25 protein-coding genes are annotated in these 16,759 nt (G+C 53.0%); 2 read left to right on the top strand and 23 right to left on the bottom strand.

What is annotated here, in order from left to right; translation table 11 throughout:
* Positions 1 to 6: 6 nt before the first annotated feature.
* From rplN to rpsJ, 12 genes are all read right to left on the bottom strand, one after another.
* On the bottom strand, positions 7 to 378 hold the full coding sequence (gene rplN, locus ACL2XJ_RS10590) for a 50S ribosomal protein L14 (RefSeq protein ID WP_132923655.1): 372 nt from the start codon (positions 376 to 378) through the stop codon (positions 7 to 9).
* Between the two features lie 166 nt (positions 379 to 544).
* A complete protein-coding gene (gene rpsQ, locus ACL2XJ_RS10585) occupies positions 545 to 799 on the bottom strand; it encodes a 30S ribosomal protein S17 (RefSeq protein WP_132923656.1) in 255 nt (84 codons plus the stop codon).
* Positions 799 to 990: a 50S ribosomal protein L29 gene (rpmC, locus tag ACL2XJ_RS10580; RefSeq protein ID WP_132923657.1), complete on the bottom strand. Its 192-nt coding sequence runs from the start codon at positions 988 to 990 to the stop codon at positions 799 to 801. The genes rpsQ and rpmC overlap by 1 nt, the downstream gene beginning before the upstream one ends.
* Positions 990 to 1,400: a 50S ribosomal protein L16 gene (gene rplP / locus ACL2XJ_RS10575; protein ID WP_132923658.1), complete on the bottom strand. Its 411-nt coding sequence runs from the start codon at positions 1,398 to 1,400 to the stop codon at positions 990 to 992. Before rplP ends, rpmC begins: the two co-directional genes overlap by 1 nt.
* Positions 1,401 to 1,412: 12 nt before the next feature.
* Positions 1,413 to 2,114, bottom strand: a complete 702-nt coding sequence (gene rpsC / locus ACL2XJ_RS10570) for a 30S ribosomal protein S3 (RefSeq protein WP_132923659.1) — start codon at positions 2,112 to 2,114, stop codon at positions 1,413 to 1,415.
* 17 nt (positions 2,115 to 2,131) lie between these two features.
* Positions 2,132 to 2,464 (bottom strand): 50S ribosomal protein L22, encoded by a 333-nt coding sequence (rplV, locus tag ACL2XJ_RS10565; RefSeq protein WP_011412083.1) that lies wholly within the window; start codon positions 2,462 to 2,464, stop codon positions 2,132 to 2,134.
* Positions 2,465 to 2,478: 14 nt separating this feature from the next.
* Entirely contained in the window at positions 2,479 to 2,757 is a 279-nt protein-coding gene (gene rpsS, locus ACL2XJ_RS10560; protein ID WP_132923660.1) for a 30S ribosomal protein S19, read from the bottom strand.
* Between the two features lie 17 nt (positions 2,758 to 2,774).
* Complete coding sequence (rplB, locus tag ACL2XJ_RS10555) at positions 2,775 to 3,596, bottom strand: 50S ribosomal protein L2 (protein ID WP_132923661.1); 822 nt, start codon at positions 3,594 to 3,596, stop codon at positions 2,775 to 2,777.
* A gap of 17 nt (positions 3,597 to 3,613) precedes the next feature.
* Complete coding sequence (gene rplW / locus ACL2XJ_RS10550; RefSeq protein WP_132923662.1) at positions 3,614 to 3,916, bottom strand: 50S ribosomal protein L23; 303 nt, start codon at positions 3,914 to 3,916, stop codon at positions 3,614 to 3,616.
* Positions 3,913 to 4,518 (bottom strand): 50S ribosomal protein L4, encoded by a 606-nt coding sequence (rplD, locus tag ACL2XJ_RS10545; protein ID WP_132923663.1) that lies wholly within the window; start codon positions 4,516 to 4,518, stop codon positions 3,913 to 3,915. Before rplD ends, rplW begins: the two co-directional genes overlap by 4 nt.
* 16 nt (positions 4,519 to 4,534) lie before the next feature.
* A complete protein-coding gene (gene rplC / locus ACL2XJ_RS10540; protein ID WP_132923664.1) occupies positions 4,535 to 5,164 on the bottom strand; it encodes a 50S ribosomal protein L3 in 630 nt (209 codons plus the stop codon).
* A gap of 32 nt (positions 5,165 to 5,196) precedes the next feature.
* The gene (gene rpsJ / locus ACL2XJ_RS10535) at positions 5,197 to 5,508 is read right to left on the bottom strand and encodes a 30S ribosomal protein S10 (RefSeq protein ID WP_001181005.1); all 312 of its coding nucleotides are present in this window, start codon (positions 5,506 to 5,508) and stop codon (positions 5,197 to 5,199) included.
* A 403-nt stretch (positions 5,509 to 5,911) separates the two neighbouring features.
* Here rpsJ and ACL2XJ_RS10530 point away from each other — a divergent pair, with 403 nt between their 5' ends.
* Positions 5,912 to 6,601, top strand: coding sequence for a prepilin peptidase (locus ACL2XJ_RS10530; protein WP_413726462.1), 690 nt, complete (start codon positions 5,912 to 5,914; stop codon positions 6,599 to 6,601).
* 120 nt (positions 6,602 to 6,721) lie between these two features.
* Here the strand turns inward: ACL2XJ_RS10530 and bfr are convergent, their stop codons facing one another.
* From bfr to fkpA, 11 genes are all read right to left on the bottom strand, one after another.
* The gene (gene bfr / locus ACL2XJ_RS10525) at positions 6,722 to 7,201 is read right to left on the bottom strand and encodes a bacterioferritin (protein ID WP_132923665.1); all 480 of its coding nucleotides are present in this window, start codon (positions 7,199 to 7,201) and stop codon (positions 6,722 to 6,724) included.
* A 73-nt stretch (positions 7,202 to 7,274) separates the two neighbouring features.
* Positions 7,275 to 7,469: a bacterioferritin-associated ferredoxin gene (gene bfd, locus ACL2XJ_RS10520; RefSeq protein WP_132923666.1), complete on the bottom strand. Its 195-nt coding sequence runs from the start codon at positions 7,467 to 7,469 to the stop codon at positions 7,275 to 7,277.
* Between the two features lie 178 nt (positions 7,470 to 7,647).
* Complete coding sequence (gene tuf / locus ACL2XJ_RS10515; RefSeq protein ID WP_132923667.1) at positions 7,648 to 8,832, bottom strand: elongation factor Tu; 1,185 nt, start codon at positions 8,830 to 8,832, stop codon at positions 7,648 to 7,650.
* 70 nt (positions 8,833 to 8,902) lie between these two features.
* Positions 8,903 to 11,008, bottom strand: coding sequence for an elongation factor G (gene fusA, locus ACL2XJ_RS10510; protein ID WP_413726461.1), 2,106 nt, complete (start codon positions 11,006 to 11,008; stop codon positions 8,903 to 8,905).
* A gap of 96 nt (positions 11,009 to 11,104) precedes the next feature.
* Positions 11,105 to 11,575, bottom strand: coding sequence for a 30S ribosomal protein S7 (gene rpsG, locus ACL2XJ_RS10505; RefSeq protein ID WP_011412093.1), 471 nt, complete (start codon positions 11,573 to 11,575; stop codon positions 11,105 to 11,107).
* Between the two features lie 94 nt (positions 11,576 to 11,669).
* Positions 11,670 to 12,044: a 30S ribosomal protein S12 gene (gene rpsL, locus ACL2XJ_RS10500; protein WP_132923669.1), complete on the bottom strand. Its 375-nt coding sequence runs from the start codon at positions 12,042 to 12,044 to the stop codon at positions 11,670 to 11,672.
* 132 nt (positions 12,045 to 12,176) lie between these two features.
* Complete coding sequence (gene tusB / locus ACL2XJ_RS10495) at positions 12,177 to 12,464, bottom strand: sulfurtransferase complex subunit TusB (RefSeq protein WP_132923670.1); 288 nt, start codon at positions 12,462 to 12,464, stop codon at positions 12,177 to 12,179.
* Positions 12,465 to 12,480: 16 nt separating this feature from the next.
* Positions 12,481 to 12,840, bottom strand: a complete 360-nt coding sequence (gene tusC / locus ACL2XJ_RS10490; RefSeq protein WP_413726460.1) for a sulfurtransferase complex subunit TusC — start codon at positions 12,838 to 12,840, stop codon at positions 12,481 to 12,483.
* Between the two features lie 9 nt (positions 12,841 to 12,849).
* Entirely contained in the window at positions 12,850 to 13,236 is a 387-nt protein-coding gene (tusD, locus tag ACL2XJ_RS10485) for a sulfurtransferase complex subunit TusD (RefSeq protein ID WP_413726880.1), read from the bottom strand.
* A 2-nt stretch (positions 13,237 to 13,238) separates the two neighbouring features.
* Positions 13,239 to 13,961, bottom strand: coding sequence for a transcriptional regulator (locus ACL2XJ_RS10480; protein WP_132923672.1), 723 nt, complete (start codon positions 13,959 to 13,961; stop codon positions 13,239 to 13,241).
* Positions 13,962 to 14,334: 373 nt separating this feature from the next.
* Complete coding sequence (gene fkpA, locus ACL2XJ_RS10475; protein WP_132923673.1) at positions 14,335 to 15,249, bottom strand: FKBP-type peptidyl-prolyl cis-trans isomerase; 915 nt, start codon at positions 15,247 to 15,249, stop codon at positions 14,335 to 14,337.
* Between the two features lie 436 nt (positions 15,250 to 15,685).
* Between fkpA and ACL2XJ_RS10470 the strand changes: the two genes are divergently transcribed.
* A complete protein-coding gene (locus tag ACL2XJ_RS10470) occupies positions 15,686 to 16,759 on the top strand; it encodes a zinc-binding dehydrogenase (protein WP_132923674.1) in 1,074 nt (357 codons plus the stop codon).

Here is a 16,759-nt window from a genome sequence, read left to right as displayed (position 1 = left end):
CGCTCCTTAAAGTACTTCAGGTGCCAGAGAAATAATTTTCATGAACTTTTCGGTACGCAGTTCACGAGTCACCGGCCCAAAAATACGCGTACCGATAGGTTGCTCACTATTGTTATTCAACAAAACACAAGCATTACCATCGAAGCGAACGACAGAACCGTCAGGGCGACGGACACCCTTCTTGGTGCGCACCACTACCGCCTTCAGGACATCACCTTTTTTTACTTTGCCACGCGGAATTGCTTCCTTGATGGTAATTTTGATGATGTCGCCGACGCCTGCGTAGCGACGGTGCGAGCCACCTAGAACCTTGATACACATTACGCGACGCGCGCCGGAGTTGTCGGCCACGTTCAGCATAGTCTGTTCTTGGATCATGTTAGTGCTCCGCTAATGTCAACTACAACTTAAGGACCTATTACAGGTCGTTAAAAAAACCCCATAATACAGGGCGCAGCATTATAACACCGCACCTAGGATATGGGTAGAAAAAATAAACGGCCCCTAGTCCGAGCCGTTTACCTTTTTGAGGGCGCTTACTGTATTACAGAATCGCTTTCTCTACAACGCGAACAAGTGTCCAAGACTTGGTCTTGGAAATCGGACGGCATTCGCTGATTTCAACGATGTCGCCGATTGCGCTCACATTGGTCTCGTCGTGTACGTGCAGCTTGGTCGTGCGCTTGATGAATTTGCCGTAAATCGGGTGTTTCACAAAACGTTCGATGGCAACAACGATGGATTTCTCCATTTTGTCGCTGACCACACGACCTTGCAGAGTACGGATCTTGTCACTCATTACGCACCCGCCTTCTCAGTCAATAAGGTTTTCACGCGCGCAACATTGCGACGCACTTGCAACAACAGATGAGACTGTTGCAGTTGCCCGCTTGCCGCCTGCATACGCAGGTTAAACTGCTCACGCAGCAGATTCAGCAGCTCGGCGTTCAACTCTTCAACGCTTTTTTCACGCAGCTCTTTTGCTTTCATTACATCACCGTCTTAGTTACAAAGGTGGTTTTAATCGGCAGTTTCGCTGCTGCCAGCTGAAATGCTTCGCGGGCAACTTCTTCCGGAACACCGTCCATTTCATACAGGACTTTACCCGGTTGAATCAAGGCAACCCAATACTCTACGTTACCTTTACCTTTACCCATACGCACTTCAAGCGGCTTTTCGGTGATCGGTTTGTCCGGGAAAATACGGATCCAGATCTTACCTTGACGCTTAACTGCACGCGTCATTGCACGACGCGCAGCTTCGATTTGACGAGCAGTCAGACGACCACGGCCAACAGCTTTCAGACCGAAAGTACCGAAGCTAATATCCGTGCCCGCAGCCAGACCACGGTTACGGCCTTTGTGCATCTTACGGAATTTTGTACGCTTTGGTTGTAACATCAGCGACTCTCCTTACTTGCGGCCTTTACGCTGCTGCTTTTTAGGTCGAGCAGCCGGAATTTCCGGTTGTTCAACGGCAGCCATACCACCCAGAATCTCACCTTTGAAGATCCACACTTTTACGCCGATGACACCATAAGTGGTGCGCGCTTCGGAGGTGTTGTAGTCGATATCCGCACGCAGCGTATGCAACGGAACACGACCTTCACGGTACCATTCGGTACGTGCGATTTCAGCACCGCCGAGACGGCCGCTGACTTCCACCTTGATCCCTTTGGCGCCCAGACGCATGGCGTTCTGTACGGCACGCTTCATAGCCCGACGGAACATGACACGACGTTTCAGCTGTGAAGAGATGCTGTCAGCCACCAATTTGGCGTCCAGTTCCGGTTTACGGATTTCGGCAATAATAATCTGCGCCGGTACGCCGGCTATATCAGCCACGACCTTCCGCAGTTTTTCTACGTCTTCACCTTTCTGGCCGATAACGATGCCCGGACGAGCGGTGTGAATAGTCACACGGATGCTTTTGGCCGGACGCTCGATAACGATGCGAGAAACGGAAGCCTTCTCCAGTTCCTTGGTCAGGAATTGGCGAACTTTAAAATCGCTGTCCAGGTTATCAGCGAATTCTTTGGTATTCGCGTACCAGGTAGAGTTCCAAGGTTTGACAATACCCAGGCGAATACCATTAGGATGTACTTTCTGACCCATTGCTAGTCTCCAGAGTCTCAGCGATCGGACACAACCACAGTGATGTGGCTGGTGCGCTTCAGGATGCGATCCGCCCGACCTTTTGCACGAGGCATGATACGCTTCATGCTGGGGCCGGCGTCGACGAAAATCTTCGCGACTTTCAGATCATCGATATCTGCGCCATCGTTGTGTTCAGCGTTAGCAATGGCAGACTCCAGTACTTTTTTAACCAGGCCAGCAGCTTTCTTGTTGGTGTAGGTCAAAACTTCCAGAGCTTGCGACACTTTCTTACCGCGGATCAGGTCAGCCACCAGGCGAACCTTCTGAGCAGAAGAACGAGCGTGGCGATGTTGAGCGATAGTTTCCATCTCTTCCTCCTACCTTAGCGTTTTTTAGCCTTTCTATCGGCCGCATGACCGCGATAAGTACGCGTCGGCGCGAATTCACCCAGTTTATGACCGACCATTTCATCGGAAACAAACACCGGTACGTGCTGACGACCATTATGGACAGCGATGGTCAAACCGATCATTGTTGGAAAGATCGTTGAACGACGGGACCAAGTGCGTATAGGCTTCTTGTCACCGCTTTCCACCGCTTTCTCTACCTTCTTCAGCAAGTGCAGGTCTATGAATGGACCTTTCTTGAGAGAACGTGGCATGGCTTATCCTCTAATAATTATTTACTACGGCGACGTACGATGAACTTATCAGTACGCTTATTACTGCGGGTCTTCTTACCTTTGGTCTGCAGGCCCCACGGACTGACCGGATGCTTACCAAAGTTACGACCTTCACCACCACCATGCGGGTGATCCACCGGGTTCATCGCCGTACCGCGAACGGTCGGACGAATACCGCGCCAACGTGTTGCACCGGCTTTACCCAGTACTCGCAACATGTGTTCGGCATTACCTACTTCACCCATGGTCGCCCGGCATTCAGACTGTACCTTGCGCATTTCGCCGGAGCGAAGACGCAGCGTGACATAAGCGCCGTCACGAGCAACGATCTGAACATAGGCGCCGGCTGAACGTGCCAATTGACCGCCTTTACCCGGTTTCATTTCCACATTATGGACAGTGGAACCCACCGGGATATTGCGCATCGGCAGCGTGTTGCCGGCTTTGATGGCCGCATCGACGCCAGATTGTATTTGATCGCCGGCTTTCAGGCCTTTCGGCGCCAGCACGTAACGACGTTCACCGTCTTTGTATAAAACCAAGGCGATGTTGGCGGAACGGTTCGGATCATATTCCAGGCGCTCTACGATTGCCGGGATACCGTCTTTATCACGTTTAAAGTCGACAATACGGTACTGTTGTTTATGACCACCACCGATATGGCGCGTAGTGATACGGCCATTGTTGTTACGTCCACCGGATTTAGTGAGTTTTTCCACCAACGGGCCGTAAGGCTTGCCCTTGTGCAGCTCAGGGTTGACCACTTTAACTACGTGGCGACGACCCGGAGATGTCGGTTTACATTTAACAATTGCCATTGTTCTTCTCCTCCGACTTACTCTGCGCCGCCGATGAAGTCCATGTTCTGGCCTTCTTTCAGGGTGACGTAAGCTTTTTTCCAGTCACTACGACGACCGATACGCTGTCCATGACGCTTCGTTTTCCCTTTAACGACCAGGGTGCGAACATCAGTGACTTCGACTTCAAACAGTTTGTGCACGGCGGCTTTTATTTCTGCTTTGGTCGCTTCAATAGCTACCTTGAGAACGATGGTGTTGTGCTTTTCCATCGCTGCAGACGCTTTTTCAGAAACGTGCGGCGCGCGCAATACTTTCAGCAAACGTTCTTCACGAATCATGCCAGCATCTCCTCAACTTGCTTCACAGCGTCAGCCGTCATAACGACTTTGTCGAAGGCGATCAAGCTAACCGGATCGATACCTGCGACATCGCGAACGTCTACTTTGTAGAGGTTGCGCGCGGCCAGGAACAGATTTTCATCGAGTTCGCCGGTAATGATCAGCACATCCGTGAGCGACATGTCTTTCAGTTTCTGAACCAGCAGCCTGGTTTTAGGCGCTTCGACAGAAAATGATTCAACAACAATCAGACGTTCTTGACGCACCAGTTCCGACAGGATGCTTTTCAGCGCCCCACGGTACATTTTCTTGTTAACCTTTTGACTGTGATCCTGCGGCTTGGCTGCAAAAGTCACGCCACCGGAACGCCAGATCGGGCTTGCGATATCACCTGAACGTGCGCGGCCGGTACCTTTCTGACGCCAGGGTTTTTTACCGGAACCAGTTACTTCGGCACGGGTCTTCTGAGCGCGAGTACCTTGACGGGCACCTGCTGCGTAAGCAACAACAACCTGGTGTACCAGCGCTTCATTGAAGTCACGCCCGAAGGTAGTTTCGGAAACAGTCAGCGCGCTTTGCGCGTCTTTCAATACCAATTCCATTCCTATCTCCTCGACGTTACGCCTTGACAGCCGGTTTAACGATCAGGTCACCGCCGGTAGCTCCCGGGACGGCACCTTTGACCAGCAGCAGGTTGCGCTCAACGTCAACACGCACTACGTCCAGGCTGAGAACGGTGACGCGCTCATTGCCCATCTGACCTGCCATTTTCTTGCCCTTGAATACTTTACCCGGCGTCTGGTTCATACCGATTGAACCATGGCCGCGGTGGGACAAGGAGTTACCATGGGTAGCATCCTGGGTACGGAAGTTCCAGCGCTTGGTCACGCCTGCGAATCCTTTACCTTTGGAGGTACCGGTAACGTCTACTTTTTTAACATCGGCAAACAGTTCAACGCTGATGCTTTGACCGGCGGCAATATCTTCAACGTCTTCGACGCGGAATTCCCACAGGCCGCGGCCGGCTTCTACACCAGCCTTGGCAAAGTGGCCGGCTTCAGGCTTGGTGACACGGTTGGCTTTTTTAGTGCCTGTCGTGACCTGAATAGCGCGATATCCATCGTTGTCCAGATCTTTGACCTGGGTAACGCGGTTTGCTTCGATTTCGATAACGGTTACCGGGATAGAAACGCCATCTTCGGTGAAGATGCGAGTCATGCCCACTTTACGACCGACTAAACCCTTCATTGTTTCAACCTCTCAATCGTTTGGTGACCTGATTAACCCAGGCTGATCTGCACATCAACACCAGCAGCCAGGTCCAGACGCATCAGCGCATCAACGGTTTTTTCGGTTGGCTCAACGATGTCAACCAGACGCTTGTGAGTGCGGATTTCGTATTGATCGCGCGCATCTTTATTGACGTGCGGAGAAATCAGAACGGTAAAGCGCTCTTTGCGGGTCGGCAGCGGGATCGGACCCCGTACCTGAGCACCGGTACGTTTGGCAGTCTCGACGATTTCCGCGGTTGATTGATCGATCAAACGATGATCAAACGCTTTCAAACGGATACGGATTCTTTGGTTCTGCATGAGACCAGAGCTCCAATTATTTATAAACGCAGAAAATTACTCCTCGCACCCATTTCGATTGATGGGGGAGTGTAATCGTTCAGTATTATCCCCATATCGGGGATGTTGTGTGCCGACTTGCCATTTCCACACCCCCCTTTCTTTTGGCGGATGCGTCTGTGGTGCCAGCGCGAACTCAACGTAACATTGAGCCGGCTTATTCCTTACTTATGCGAGATAAGCCCGCGCATTATACGCAAATACGCTCAGGAAGCAAGCGGGATATGACCATGCGAAGTGAATTCCATTACTGTCAAGACCATTTGGCATAGCGGGAAGGATATTGCATGCTTCAATGCGTGAGAATTATGCGCCCGATAAAAGCGCATAACCATGAAAACCGCAACCAGGGAGGGTAAAAATAGTGGCGCAGTGGCTGCTTATCGCCTCTGTCGCGCTGTATGGCGTGATAATGGGGCATCTGACCGGGCGTATCCTGCAATCGATGCCGGCATGGGCATTTTCCGCCGGCGCGCGGGGCGTCGGTTACGGCTCGCCGGCATACCGGCGGCCGGATTTGGGGCGGAACCGCCCACGTGATTCATACGCCGGCTCATACGGCTGTGAAAGCAGTTGTGCCCTGGTGTTCACCGCCATGCTGATTATCGGCGGGCCCGGGATGAATCTTCCCGTCGGGCTGCTCTTTGGCTGGTTTTTGCTGACACTCAGCTGGGTCGACGCCCTTACCCTGCTGTTGCCGGACCGGCTGAACGGCCCGCTTCTGGCCTGCGGGTTCGCAAGCCACGTCACTGCATGGGATGGGGCAGATGCGTTCAAGAACGGGCTGCTTGGGGCGATATGCGGCGCTATGGCGCTCTGGGGTGTTCAACGCCTGTTTCGGCGGGTAAAGGGTTATGAGGGTCTAGGGAGCGGCGATATTAAGCTGCTGGCTGCCCTTGGTGCCTGGCTGGGGTGGCAGGCGTTGCCGGGATTATGCTGCTACGCGGCGTTAAGCGGACTGGCCGTCTGTGCCGTAAGCGGAAGCACACAGGGGAAAATCCCCTTCGGCCCATGCCTGGCGTTGGCCGGCTGGGTGATATACATCAGTCCGTAGAAAATCCTGCTACGAACTGATGCGGCTTGCGGACGGGTTTATTATGAATCTTCGTATTTATACGACAGTTTAGAACCGTGCCGGTAAAAGTACCGGCGAAGTATCATCCAGGCCCGCTCGTTATTGCGCAGCATCTTTCAACTGGGATTGGAGGTAATTTTGCGCGCCGATGCGGCCGATCAGTTCCAGCTCGGTTTCAAGAAAATCAATATGTTCTTCTTCATCCGTGAGAATTTCGATGAGCATATCGCGGCTCACATAATCCCGAACGCTATCGGCATAATTGATGCCTTCACGGAGATCCTGGGCCCCTTGCAGTTCAAGGTTAAGATCCGAGCGCAGCATTTCTTCCACATCCTGGCCGATGTTAAGCGGGCCGAGGTCCTGCAGATTCGGCAGCCCTTCCAGGAAAAGTATGCGTTCGATATAACGATCGGCATGCTTCATTTCATCAATGGATTCGTGATATTCGACGTCGTTTAGCCGCATCAGACCCCAATTTTTGAACATCCGTGCATGCAGGAAATACTGATTGATGGCAACCAGCTCGTTGCCGAGCAGTTTATTGAGATGGGTTATTACTTGGGCATCGCCTTTCATAGTGCACTCCTCCGTTACGGTTAAGTACAGAATATAACCGGAGCAGAGTAAATCAAGGTAATAACCCTACTAATTAAGCAATTTTTTCATAACTCATAATGATCTGTAGTTCATCTTCCATGATGACCCGCGCCTTGCAGGTGCACTTACCGCATTTGGTGCCTACCGGAACAATCTGTTTAAGCTCTTGAAGCGACACGGGTTGGTACTGTCTGACAGCATCACGGATGGCTTCGTCACTTACCGCATTACATAAACAAACGTACATTTGCGTCTTCTCTAAACCAACTTGCGAATAATTTAAATGAGAACGCTTGTCATTTCAATAGGTGAATTATAATTGTTTTGTAAATTTGAGATATTCCATAGGGTTAATATCAAATGGAAAGAAATAAAAAGGGCGCCGAAGCGCCCTTTCTTTGCCAGACTCCAGGAAGATGGAAGTCTTAAGCGATAACCTTGGCTACCACGCCGGCGCCAACGGTACGGCCGCCTTCGCGAATAGCGAAACGCAAGCCGTCGTCCATGGCGATAGGGGCAATCAGGTTTACAACCATCTTGATGTTGTCGCCAGGCATCACCATTTCCACGCCTTCCGGCAGTTCGATGGTTCCGGTCACGTCAGTGGTACGGAAGTAGAACTGAGGACGGTAGCCTTTGAAGAACGGCGTATGGCGGCCGCCTTCATCTTTGCTCAGAATATAGACTTCTGATTCGAACTGGGTATGCGGATGGATGGTACCCGGTTTAGCCAGTACCTGGCCGCGTTCAACTTCATCACGTTTGGTACCGCGCAGCAGCACGCCCACGTTTTCACCGGCACGGCCTTCATCCAGCAGTTTACGGAACATTTCAACGCCGGTGCAGGTGGTTTTCACGGTCGGCTTGATGCCGACGATTTCAACTTCTTCACCTACTTTCACCACGCCGCGTTCCACACGACCGGTTACCACGGTGCCGCGGCCGGAGATGGAGAATACGTCTTCGATCGGCAGCAGGAACGGCTTGTCAATGGCGCGAACCGGTTCCGGGATGTAGGTGTCCAGCGCTTCGGCCAGTTCCAGGATCTTGGAGGTCCAGGCTTCGTCGCCTTCCAGCGCTTTCAGGGCGGAACCGCGGATTACCGGCGTGTCGTCGCCCGGGAAATCGTACTGCGACAGCAGTTCGCGTACTTCCATTTCAACCAGTTCCAGCAGCTCTTCGTCATCCACCATGTCGCATTTGTTCATGAAGACGATGATGTAAGGCACGCCTACCTGGCGAGCCAGCAGGATGTGCTCGCGGGTCTGCGGCATCGGGCCGTCGGTTGCCGCTACCACCAGGATCGCGCCGTCCATCTGGGCTGCACCGGTGATCATGTTTTTCACGTAGTCGGCATGCCCGGGGCAGTCAACGTGCGCGTAGTGGCGGGACGGGGTATCGTATTCAACGTGAGAGGTGTTGATGGTGATACCACGGGCCTTTTCTTCCGGCGCGTTGTCGATCTGATCGAAGGCGCGGGCGCTGCCGCCGTAGGCTTTAGCCAATACGGTGGTGATGGCGGCGGTCAGGGTCGTTTTACCATGGTCAACGTGGCCGATGGTGCCGACGTTAACGTGCGGTTTTGTACGTTGAAACTTTTCTTTAGACACGGCTATATTCCTTACTCTTATGCTCTCACCTTAAGCGAGAGCACGGGATAATAATTTTAAACCCTAAAACTTATTTAGCTTTACGGGCTTCGATAATGGCCTGAGCAACGTTGTTCGGTGCCTCATTGTACTTCAGGAACTCCATGGAGTAAGAAGCACGGCCCTGAGTCTGTGAACGCAGATCTGTAGCATAACCAAACATTTCAGACAAGGGGACCTGCGCACGAACCGTTTTGCCGGTCGCAGTATCTTCCATGCCGTCGATCATACCGCGACGACGGTTCAGGTCACCGATCACGTCACCCATATAGTCTTCAGGCGTTTCAACTTCGACTTTCATGATAGGTTCCAGCAGAACCGGTTTGGCTTTCATGAAGCCTTCTTTAAACGCCATTGAAGCGGCAATCTTAAACGCCATTTCCGAGGAGTCGACTTCGTGGTAAGAACCATCGAAAGCCGCGACACGGACATCCACAATCGGATAGCCGGCCAAAACGCCGTTCTTCAGCTGCTCCTGCACGCCTTTATCCACCGCGGGGACGTATTCTTTCGGAACAACGCCGCCGACGATTTCATTAAGGAATTCGTAGCCTTTACCACCGGGCTCCATCGGTTCGATACGCAGCCAGATATGACCGAACTGGCCACGACCGCCGGACTGACGAACAAACTTGCCTTCTTGTTCTACAGTATTGCGGATTGTTTCACGGTAAGCCACCTGCGGTTTGCCGACGTTAGCTTCAACATTGAATTCGCGACGCATGCGGTCAACGAGGATTTCAAGATGCAGCTCGCCCATACCGGCGATGATGGTCTGACCGGATTCTTCATCGGTCCATACGCGGAAAGACGGGTCTTCCTGCGCCAGACGCCCCAATGCCAGACCCATTTTTTCCTGGTCGGCTTTGGTTTTCGGTTCAACGGCAACGGAGATAACCGGTTCCGGAAACTCCATACGCTCCAGGATAATCGGCGCGCTTTGATCGCACAGGGTATCGCCGGTGGTAACATCTTTCAAACCGATGGCCGCGGCGATGTCGCCCGCGCGCACTTCTTTGATTTCTTCACGTTTGTTGGCGTGCATCTGCACGATACGGCCGAAACGTTCGCGTTTGTCTTTAACGGAGTTCAGCACGGTATCGCCGGAATTAACCACGCCGGAATACACGCGGAAGAAAGTCAGGTTACCCACAAACGGGTCGGTGGCGATTTTAAACGCCAGCGCCGAGAACGGTTCTGAATCGCTGGAATGGCGTTCCGCATGGGTTTCGCCGTCTTCCAGCACGCCGTTGATGGCCTGAACATCGGTGGGCGCGGGCAGATATTCGATAACCGCATCCAGCATCGCCTGTACGCCCTTGTTCTTGAACGCAGAACCGCAGGTTACCAGGATGATTTCGTTGTTCAGAACGCGCTGGCGCAGGCCGTGCTTGATTTCTTCTTCGGTCAGCTCTTCGCCGCCGAGGTATTTGTCCATCAGCTCTTCGTTGGCTTCCGCTGCGGACTCAACCAGGTGCTGGTGCCAGGTATGGGCCAAATCAGCCAGATCCGCCGGAATCTCTTCATAATTGAAGGTGATGCCCTGGTCGGCTTCGCTCCAGTTGATGGCTTTCATTTTCACCAGGTCGACAACGCCGGTGAATTTTTCTTCCGCGCCGATGGCCAGTTGAATCGGCACCGGGTTAGCGGCGAGACGGGTTTTCAACTGATCAACAACACGCAGGTAGTTCGCGCCCATGCGGTCCATTTTATTAACGAACGCAATGCGCGGAACTTTGTATTTGTTTGCCTGGCGCCATACGGTTTCAGACTGTGGTTGCACACCGCCTACCGCACAGTAGACCATCACCGCGCCGTCAAGGACACGCATGGAACGTTCAACTTCGATAGTGAAGTCAACGTGCCCCGGGGTGTCGATGATGTTGATGCGGTGGGCATCAAACTGCTTGGCCATACCGGACCAGAAACAGGTGGTCGCAGCGGAAGTAATGGTGATCCCGCGCTCTTGCTCTTGTTCCATCCAGTCCATAGTAGCGGCGCCGTCATGGACTTCACCGATTTTATGGTTTACACCGGTATAGAACAGAATGCGTTCCGTGGTGGTGGTTTTACCGGCGTCGATGTGTGCACTGATACCGATATTACGGTAGCGTGCAATAGGTGTTATACGAGCCATTTGTATCCTCGATTACTGGGGCGTTCTATTCGAGCTAGCCCAAGCGGGCGAACTTTTTATCCCGCCCGCTTGGTTAGCATAACTACTGCGAGGCGGTTACCAGCGGTAGTGGGCGAACGCCTTGTTGGCATCTGCCATACGGTGAACGTCTTCACGTTTCTTAACGGCGGTGCCTTTATTTTCTGCCGCATCGGAAAGTTCGTTCGCCAGGCGCAGAGCCATAGATTTATCACCGCGTTTACGAGCAGCTTCTACAATCCAGCGCATTGCCAGGGCATTGCGGCGGACCGGACGCACTTCAACTGGCACCTGATAAGTAGAACCACCGACGCGGCGCGACTTGACTTCGACAGTCGGGCGCACGTTGTCCAGAGCTACTTCGAAAGCTTCCAGATGGCCTTTACCGGAACGCTGAGCCAGGGTCTCCAGCGCGGTATAGACAATTGCTTCAGCGGTAGATTTTTTACCGTCTACCATCAGGATATTGACAAATTTTGCCAACAGCTCGGATCCGAACTTAGGATCCGGCAGGATTTTACGTTGACCAATGACGCGACGACGTGGCATGAGATAACTCCGTTGTTAATTCAGGATTGTCCAAAACTCAATGAGTTCTTTGACATTAATAATAAAATGTTTGGCCTTACTTAACGGAGAACCATTAAGCCTTTGGCTTCTTCACGCCGTACTTGGAGCGGCCTTGCTTACGGTCTTTAACGCCGGAGCAATCGAGCGCGCCGCGAACGGTGTGGTAACGCACACCCGGGAGGTCTTTAACACGGCCGCCACGGATCAGGATCACGGAGTGTTCCTGCAGGTTATGACCTTCACCGCCAATATAGGAGGTGACTTCAAAACCGTTGGTCAGACGAACACGGCATACTTTACGCAGCGCGGAGTTCGGTTTTTTCGGGGTGGTGGTATATACGCGGGTACATACGCCACGTTTCTGCGGGCAGGCTTCCAGCGCCGGAACGTTGCTTTTAGCAACCTTCATGGTGCGGGGTTTGCGTACCAGCTGGTTAATTGTTGCCATTCAATAAAGCTCCTGGTTTTTGCTTCGTAAACACGTAATAAATCACCTCGTTTTGCCGCAAGGCAGAGTACGAGGACGCAGAATTTTATGGCTCGCGGGTAAAGGTGTCAAGAAATATACAATAAACCCTGCTTACCATGCCATTTGTTGCGGCTGTTTTACCGTGAGGGAGACGAAATCATTATAGCCGATAACGGCAATTTTGTCTGAAAAATGAGCAGTCAATCCGCGGGCGGCCACATCCACGTCCAGCGCATACAGCCCCAGCGGCGCGGCGAGTAGTTTTTCCAGCGCCGGCGTGCCCGCCAGCCCGGCGATGACGCCGTCCTGCAGCAGGAGCAAATCGTCCCCGGCACGGGCGGTGAGCAACAGCGAGGCCAGATCGGAGGCGTAGGGGGAACGGCTTAAGGTATAGAGCATCGTGGATTCCGGAAGCTTAGAAGGTCAGCACAATATCAAATTCGGACAACCGCTGCCGCCAATCCGCCGCCGGCAGGATTTCGGTCTTGAGCACCCATTGTTGCCCCGCGTCCAGTCCGCGTTCAGCCAGCGACTCCCCACAGATATAAAAGCAGTCGACGTCGTAAATCGGCAGTACGCCGAAGGTGGCGATAAAATCGCGGGCCAGAATGTCCGCCGGTCGTTGTCCCGGCAATAGCAGCAACACGCCATCGGCAATGAAAAAAACGCCGATACCTTCGCAGACGGAGGAAGCGGCCAGCAGGGCATCGAGTCCTTCACGTCCGCAGGCGTTGCCATGGGGGCCGTGGGTGAAAACAAAAGCGAGGCGTTTCATGGCGGCACCCTAAAACTGAATGAAGCGATCGCAGTGGGCAACCGCTTGCGCCAGCGCCCCCAGGCCGCTCAGGACGAATCCCGGCTGCAGATTATTTCCGGGCAAATTCAACTGTTCGGCTTCCCGTTCATCGACAATACCGCGGCGCAGGGCGGCGGCGACGCAGACCTCCAGGGCCACGCCGTGTTCCTGGCCAAACTGCCGCCATGCGCGGACCAGATCCGCCTCGTCGCCGGCGGGGGAGGTATAGATATTGGCATTAAGCACGCCGTCCTGATAAAAAAAAACCGTGCCAATCCGGTGTCCCGCCGCCAGCAGCGCCCGGGCAAACTGCAGGGCGCTGGCGGACTGCTGGGTACCGTACGCAGGACCGGACACCATCAGGCAATATTCCAGGCTCACCGGTCCAAACCCAGGAAATCGCCGCTTTTGAACTGGCGGATATACAGATAAACCGTGTGTTTGGAGATATTCAGCCGATCCGCTACCTGATTGATGGCGTCTTTGATATCGAAAATGCCTTTTTCATAGAGATTCAAAACAATCTGGCGATTCTTGGCGTTGTTGGACACGCCGCGATCGGCGTTCACCTCTTCGATGGTGAATTCCAGGGCCTGCGCCACCAAATCGTCCACCGACGAGGCGAAATTGACGGAGGTGGCGTTCTCCTGCGTCTCAGGGGGGATAAAGGTTTGCATAATTTGCGAAAACGGCACGTCAAGATTCATATTGATGCACAGCAAACCGATAACCCGCTGCTCGCGGTTGCGAATGGCAATGGTGACTGATTTCATCAAGACGCCGTTTTTAGCCCGGGTAAAGTAGGCTTTGGATACGCTGCTGTCCTCACCGGCCATATCGTGGAGCATGCGCAGCGCCAAATCGGAAATGGGCGATCCGATTTTGCGCCCGGTATGTTCGCCGTTGGCAATGCGTATGGCGGAACTTTTCAGATCCTCCAGCGAATGCAGGACAATTTCGCAATGTTCGCCGATTAACATGGCCAGCCCGTCGACAGCGGCTTCGTAGGAGGCGAGGATTTCGTGATCTACCTGACTGAATGGCCGTTCGTCCAAAACATCCAGTTCGGTAAAATCTGGGATCGGAAGAGAAGTAGACATGTGCAGACACCACCCGTTATAGAGAGCCTGTCGCGCAATCGGGGGGCAGACTCGGCTGTATAAAAAATTTACTGGCCGCTAGTCTAGCAAATACCGTAAAACGCTGTCCTTGTGTTTGGACAGATTTTTTGCAACTTCATGACCGGTAATACCTTTTTTAAGAATTTCACGGGATTTTCAGCCGGCGAACCGAGACAAGGTTCACTCCCGCCAAGGCGTAACCCTTGTCCCGACCTTACGTATCCCCATGGCAATGTTACAAAAAAGCGGCGTTCTCCTTGCCGGAAGAACACCGCCTTTGCGTGTCGGCAATCCGCCAGGCCGGGACGGAATGTTAAAGAATCAACACGCCGCGGCGACCTGGGACAGGAGCCTATTTGCCCGTTTCAGCCCCGGCTGCCGGCTGATCTGCCGACGGCTTCCCTTCGTCAGGTGTTTTGGCCGCCGGTTTGATATCCAGCAATTCAACCTCGAAAATCAGGGTGGAATTGGCGGGAATGCCCGGTACGCCGGTTTTTCCGTACGCTTGTTCCGGCGGGATGACCAGTTCAATCTTGCCGCCCTTGCGCACTTCTTTCAGACCTTCGGTCCAGCCGGGTATTACGCCGTCAAGACGGAACGACAGCGGTTCGCCGCGCTTGTAGGAGTTATCGAATTCCGTGCCGTCAACCAGCGTGCCTTTATAGTTCACCACCACGGTATCGGTGTTGGTTGGGGCTTTGCCGGTGCCGACTTTTTCGACTTTATACAGTACGCCGCCCGGGGTTTTCTTCACGCCTTTTTGTTTGGCGAAATCGGCGCGGTATTTATCGCCCTTGTCGGCGTTATCTTTGGCTTCCTGCTCCATTTTAGCCTGCGCTGCTTCTTTAACGCGGGCTTCAAATCCCTGGAGAGTGGCTTCAATCTCTTCATCCGTCAGCTTGCTCTTATTGGCGAAGGCATCCTGGACACCGGCGATTAACTGGTCTTTATCAAGCTTAATGCCAAGCTTTTCCTGCTCCTTGAGGGAGTTATCCATATAGCGTCCCAAAGACGCCCCCAGCGCATAAGCCGCCTGTTCTTCGCTGCTTTTGAATTTGTCCGAGACGGCGTTGGCCGGGGCGGCGGCGGGAGCCGCCGTGGTGCCCGCGGCGGCGGGAGCATCGGCATTGGCGGCCGGCGCTGCGGCAGGAGCATCCGCATTAGCCGCAGGGGCTGCTGCTGCGGTATCCGCGGCCAGCACATGAACGGTATTGAGCGCAAACGCCATTGTGGCGGCCAGCAGCGTGACTTTAAACAGTGATTTCATCCATTTCTCCATAGCCTGGGCTATCTCTTCCCAAGTTTTATGACTAAGTTAAGCCGATACTATAGCTGTGAGCGTAAACACAACACAATCTCTATCCCGACTAATCGGGTCTTTCTCAGACTTTTTTTCCAAAGGGAAGTTTCGTTTTTCCCTTTTGCAATCTTATCGCGGCATCACAAAATCATAACAAAACCTCCACCATATGATTAAACATTAACATTTTGTGAGTTGACTCACTTTATTCCCATTCCAAACTATTATCATCTCGAAATGTTAACGTTGTCATTAAGCAAATAACACCAGCAGATCCTTACCGTATCCGTCGTTTTCGTTACCATAAAATGATGTATTTTTCTCGATAATGTGTTTTTAGTTAAAAAATGATAACGTCAACATTTTCTATTATTATTCAAAAATAGCTAACATGGAGCTGAAAATGAGCCAATTACCGGAATCTATGAAGGCAGTCGTCTGTCACGGCCCTCATGACTACAGATTTGAGCATATTCCCACCCCAAAACCCGGTCCGAAAGAGGTGGTAATAAAAGTCGATGGCTGCGGTATTTGCGCGGGAGATTGCAAAGCAAAAAGCGGCGCGCAAATGTTCTGGGGCGACGATCCCTGGGTGAAAACGCCGGTGGTGCCGGGGCACGAATTTTATGGCCGCGTGGTTGAATTAGGCGTAGGCGCCGCTGAAAAATTCCATATCAAACCGGGTGACCGGATATTAGCCGAACAAATTGTTCCGTGCTGGGAATGCCGTTATTGCAAATCCGGCAAGTATTGGATGTGTGAAAAACATGATATTTACGGTTTTCAAAAAACGGTCGCCGAAGGGGGCATGGCGGAATACATGCGGTTCTCTGAACGGGCCATCATCCATAAGATCCCTGAAAGCCTTTCTCATAAAGATGCCGCGTTGATCGAACCTATGGCCTGCGCCATTCATACCGTGGAACGGGCCGATATCCAACTGGATGATGTGGTGGTACTGGCCGGCGCCGGCCCGCTGGGACTTTGCATGGTGCAGGTGGCGCGGCTGAAAACGCCAAAGAAACTGGTGGTGATTGATGCCATTGATGAACGGCTGGAACTGGCCAAGTCGTTGGGAGCCGATGTGGTGCTCAATCCGAAAACACAGGATGTGGACGCTATCGTCAAAGGCATGACCGACGGCTACGGCTGCGATGTCTACATAGAAGCCACCGGCGCGCCCGTGGGCGTGACCCAGGGACTGCAGATGATCCGCAAACTGGGCCGTTTTGTGGAGTTCAGCGTATTTGGCAAAGAGACCACCGTTGATTGGTCGGTTATCGGCGATCGTAAAGAACTGGATATCCGCGGCGCCCATCTCGGCCCATACAGTTATGAAATCGCCATCGATCTGTTTGAACGCGGCCTGGTGACCGCGGAAGGCATCGTGACCCACAGCTATCCCATTGAAGAGTGTGATGCCGCTTTCGCCCTGGCGGATTCGGCCGACTCGATCAAAGTGGTCATCAATCCTTAG

The organism is Sodalis sp. RH16, assembly GCF_047324245.1.
Classification (GTDB): domain Bacteria; phylum Pseudomonadota; class Gammaproteobacteria; order Enterobacterales; family Enterobacteriaceae; genus Acerihabitans; species Acerihabitans ligni.
This window is presented reverse-complemented; position numbering and strand designations above follow the sequence as displayed.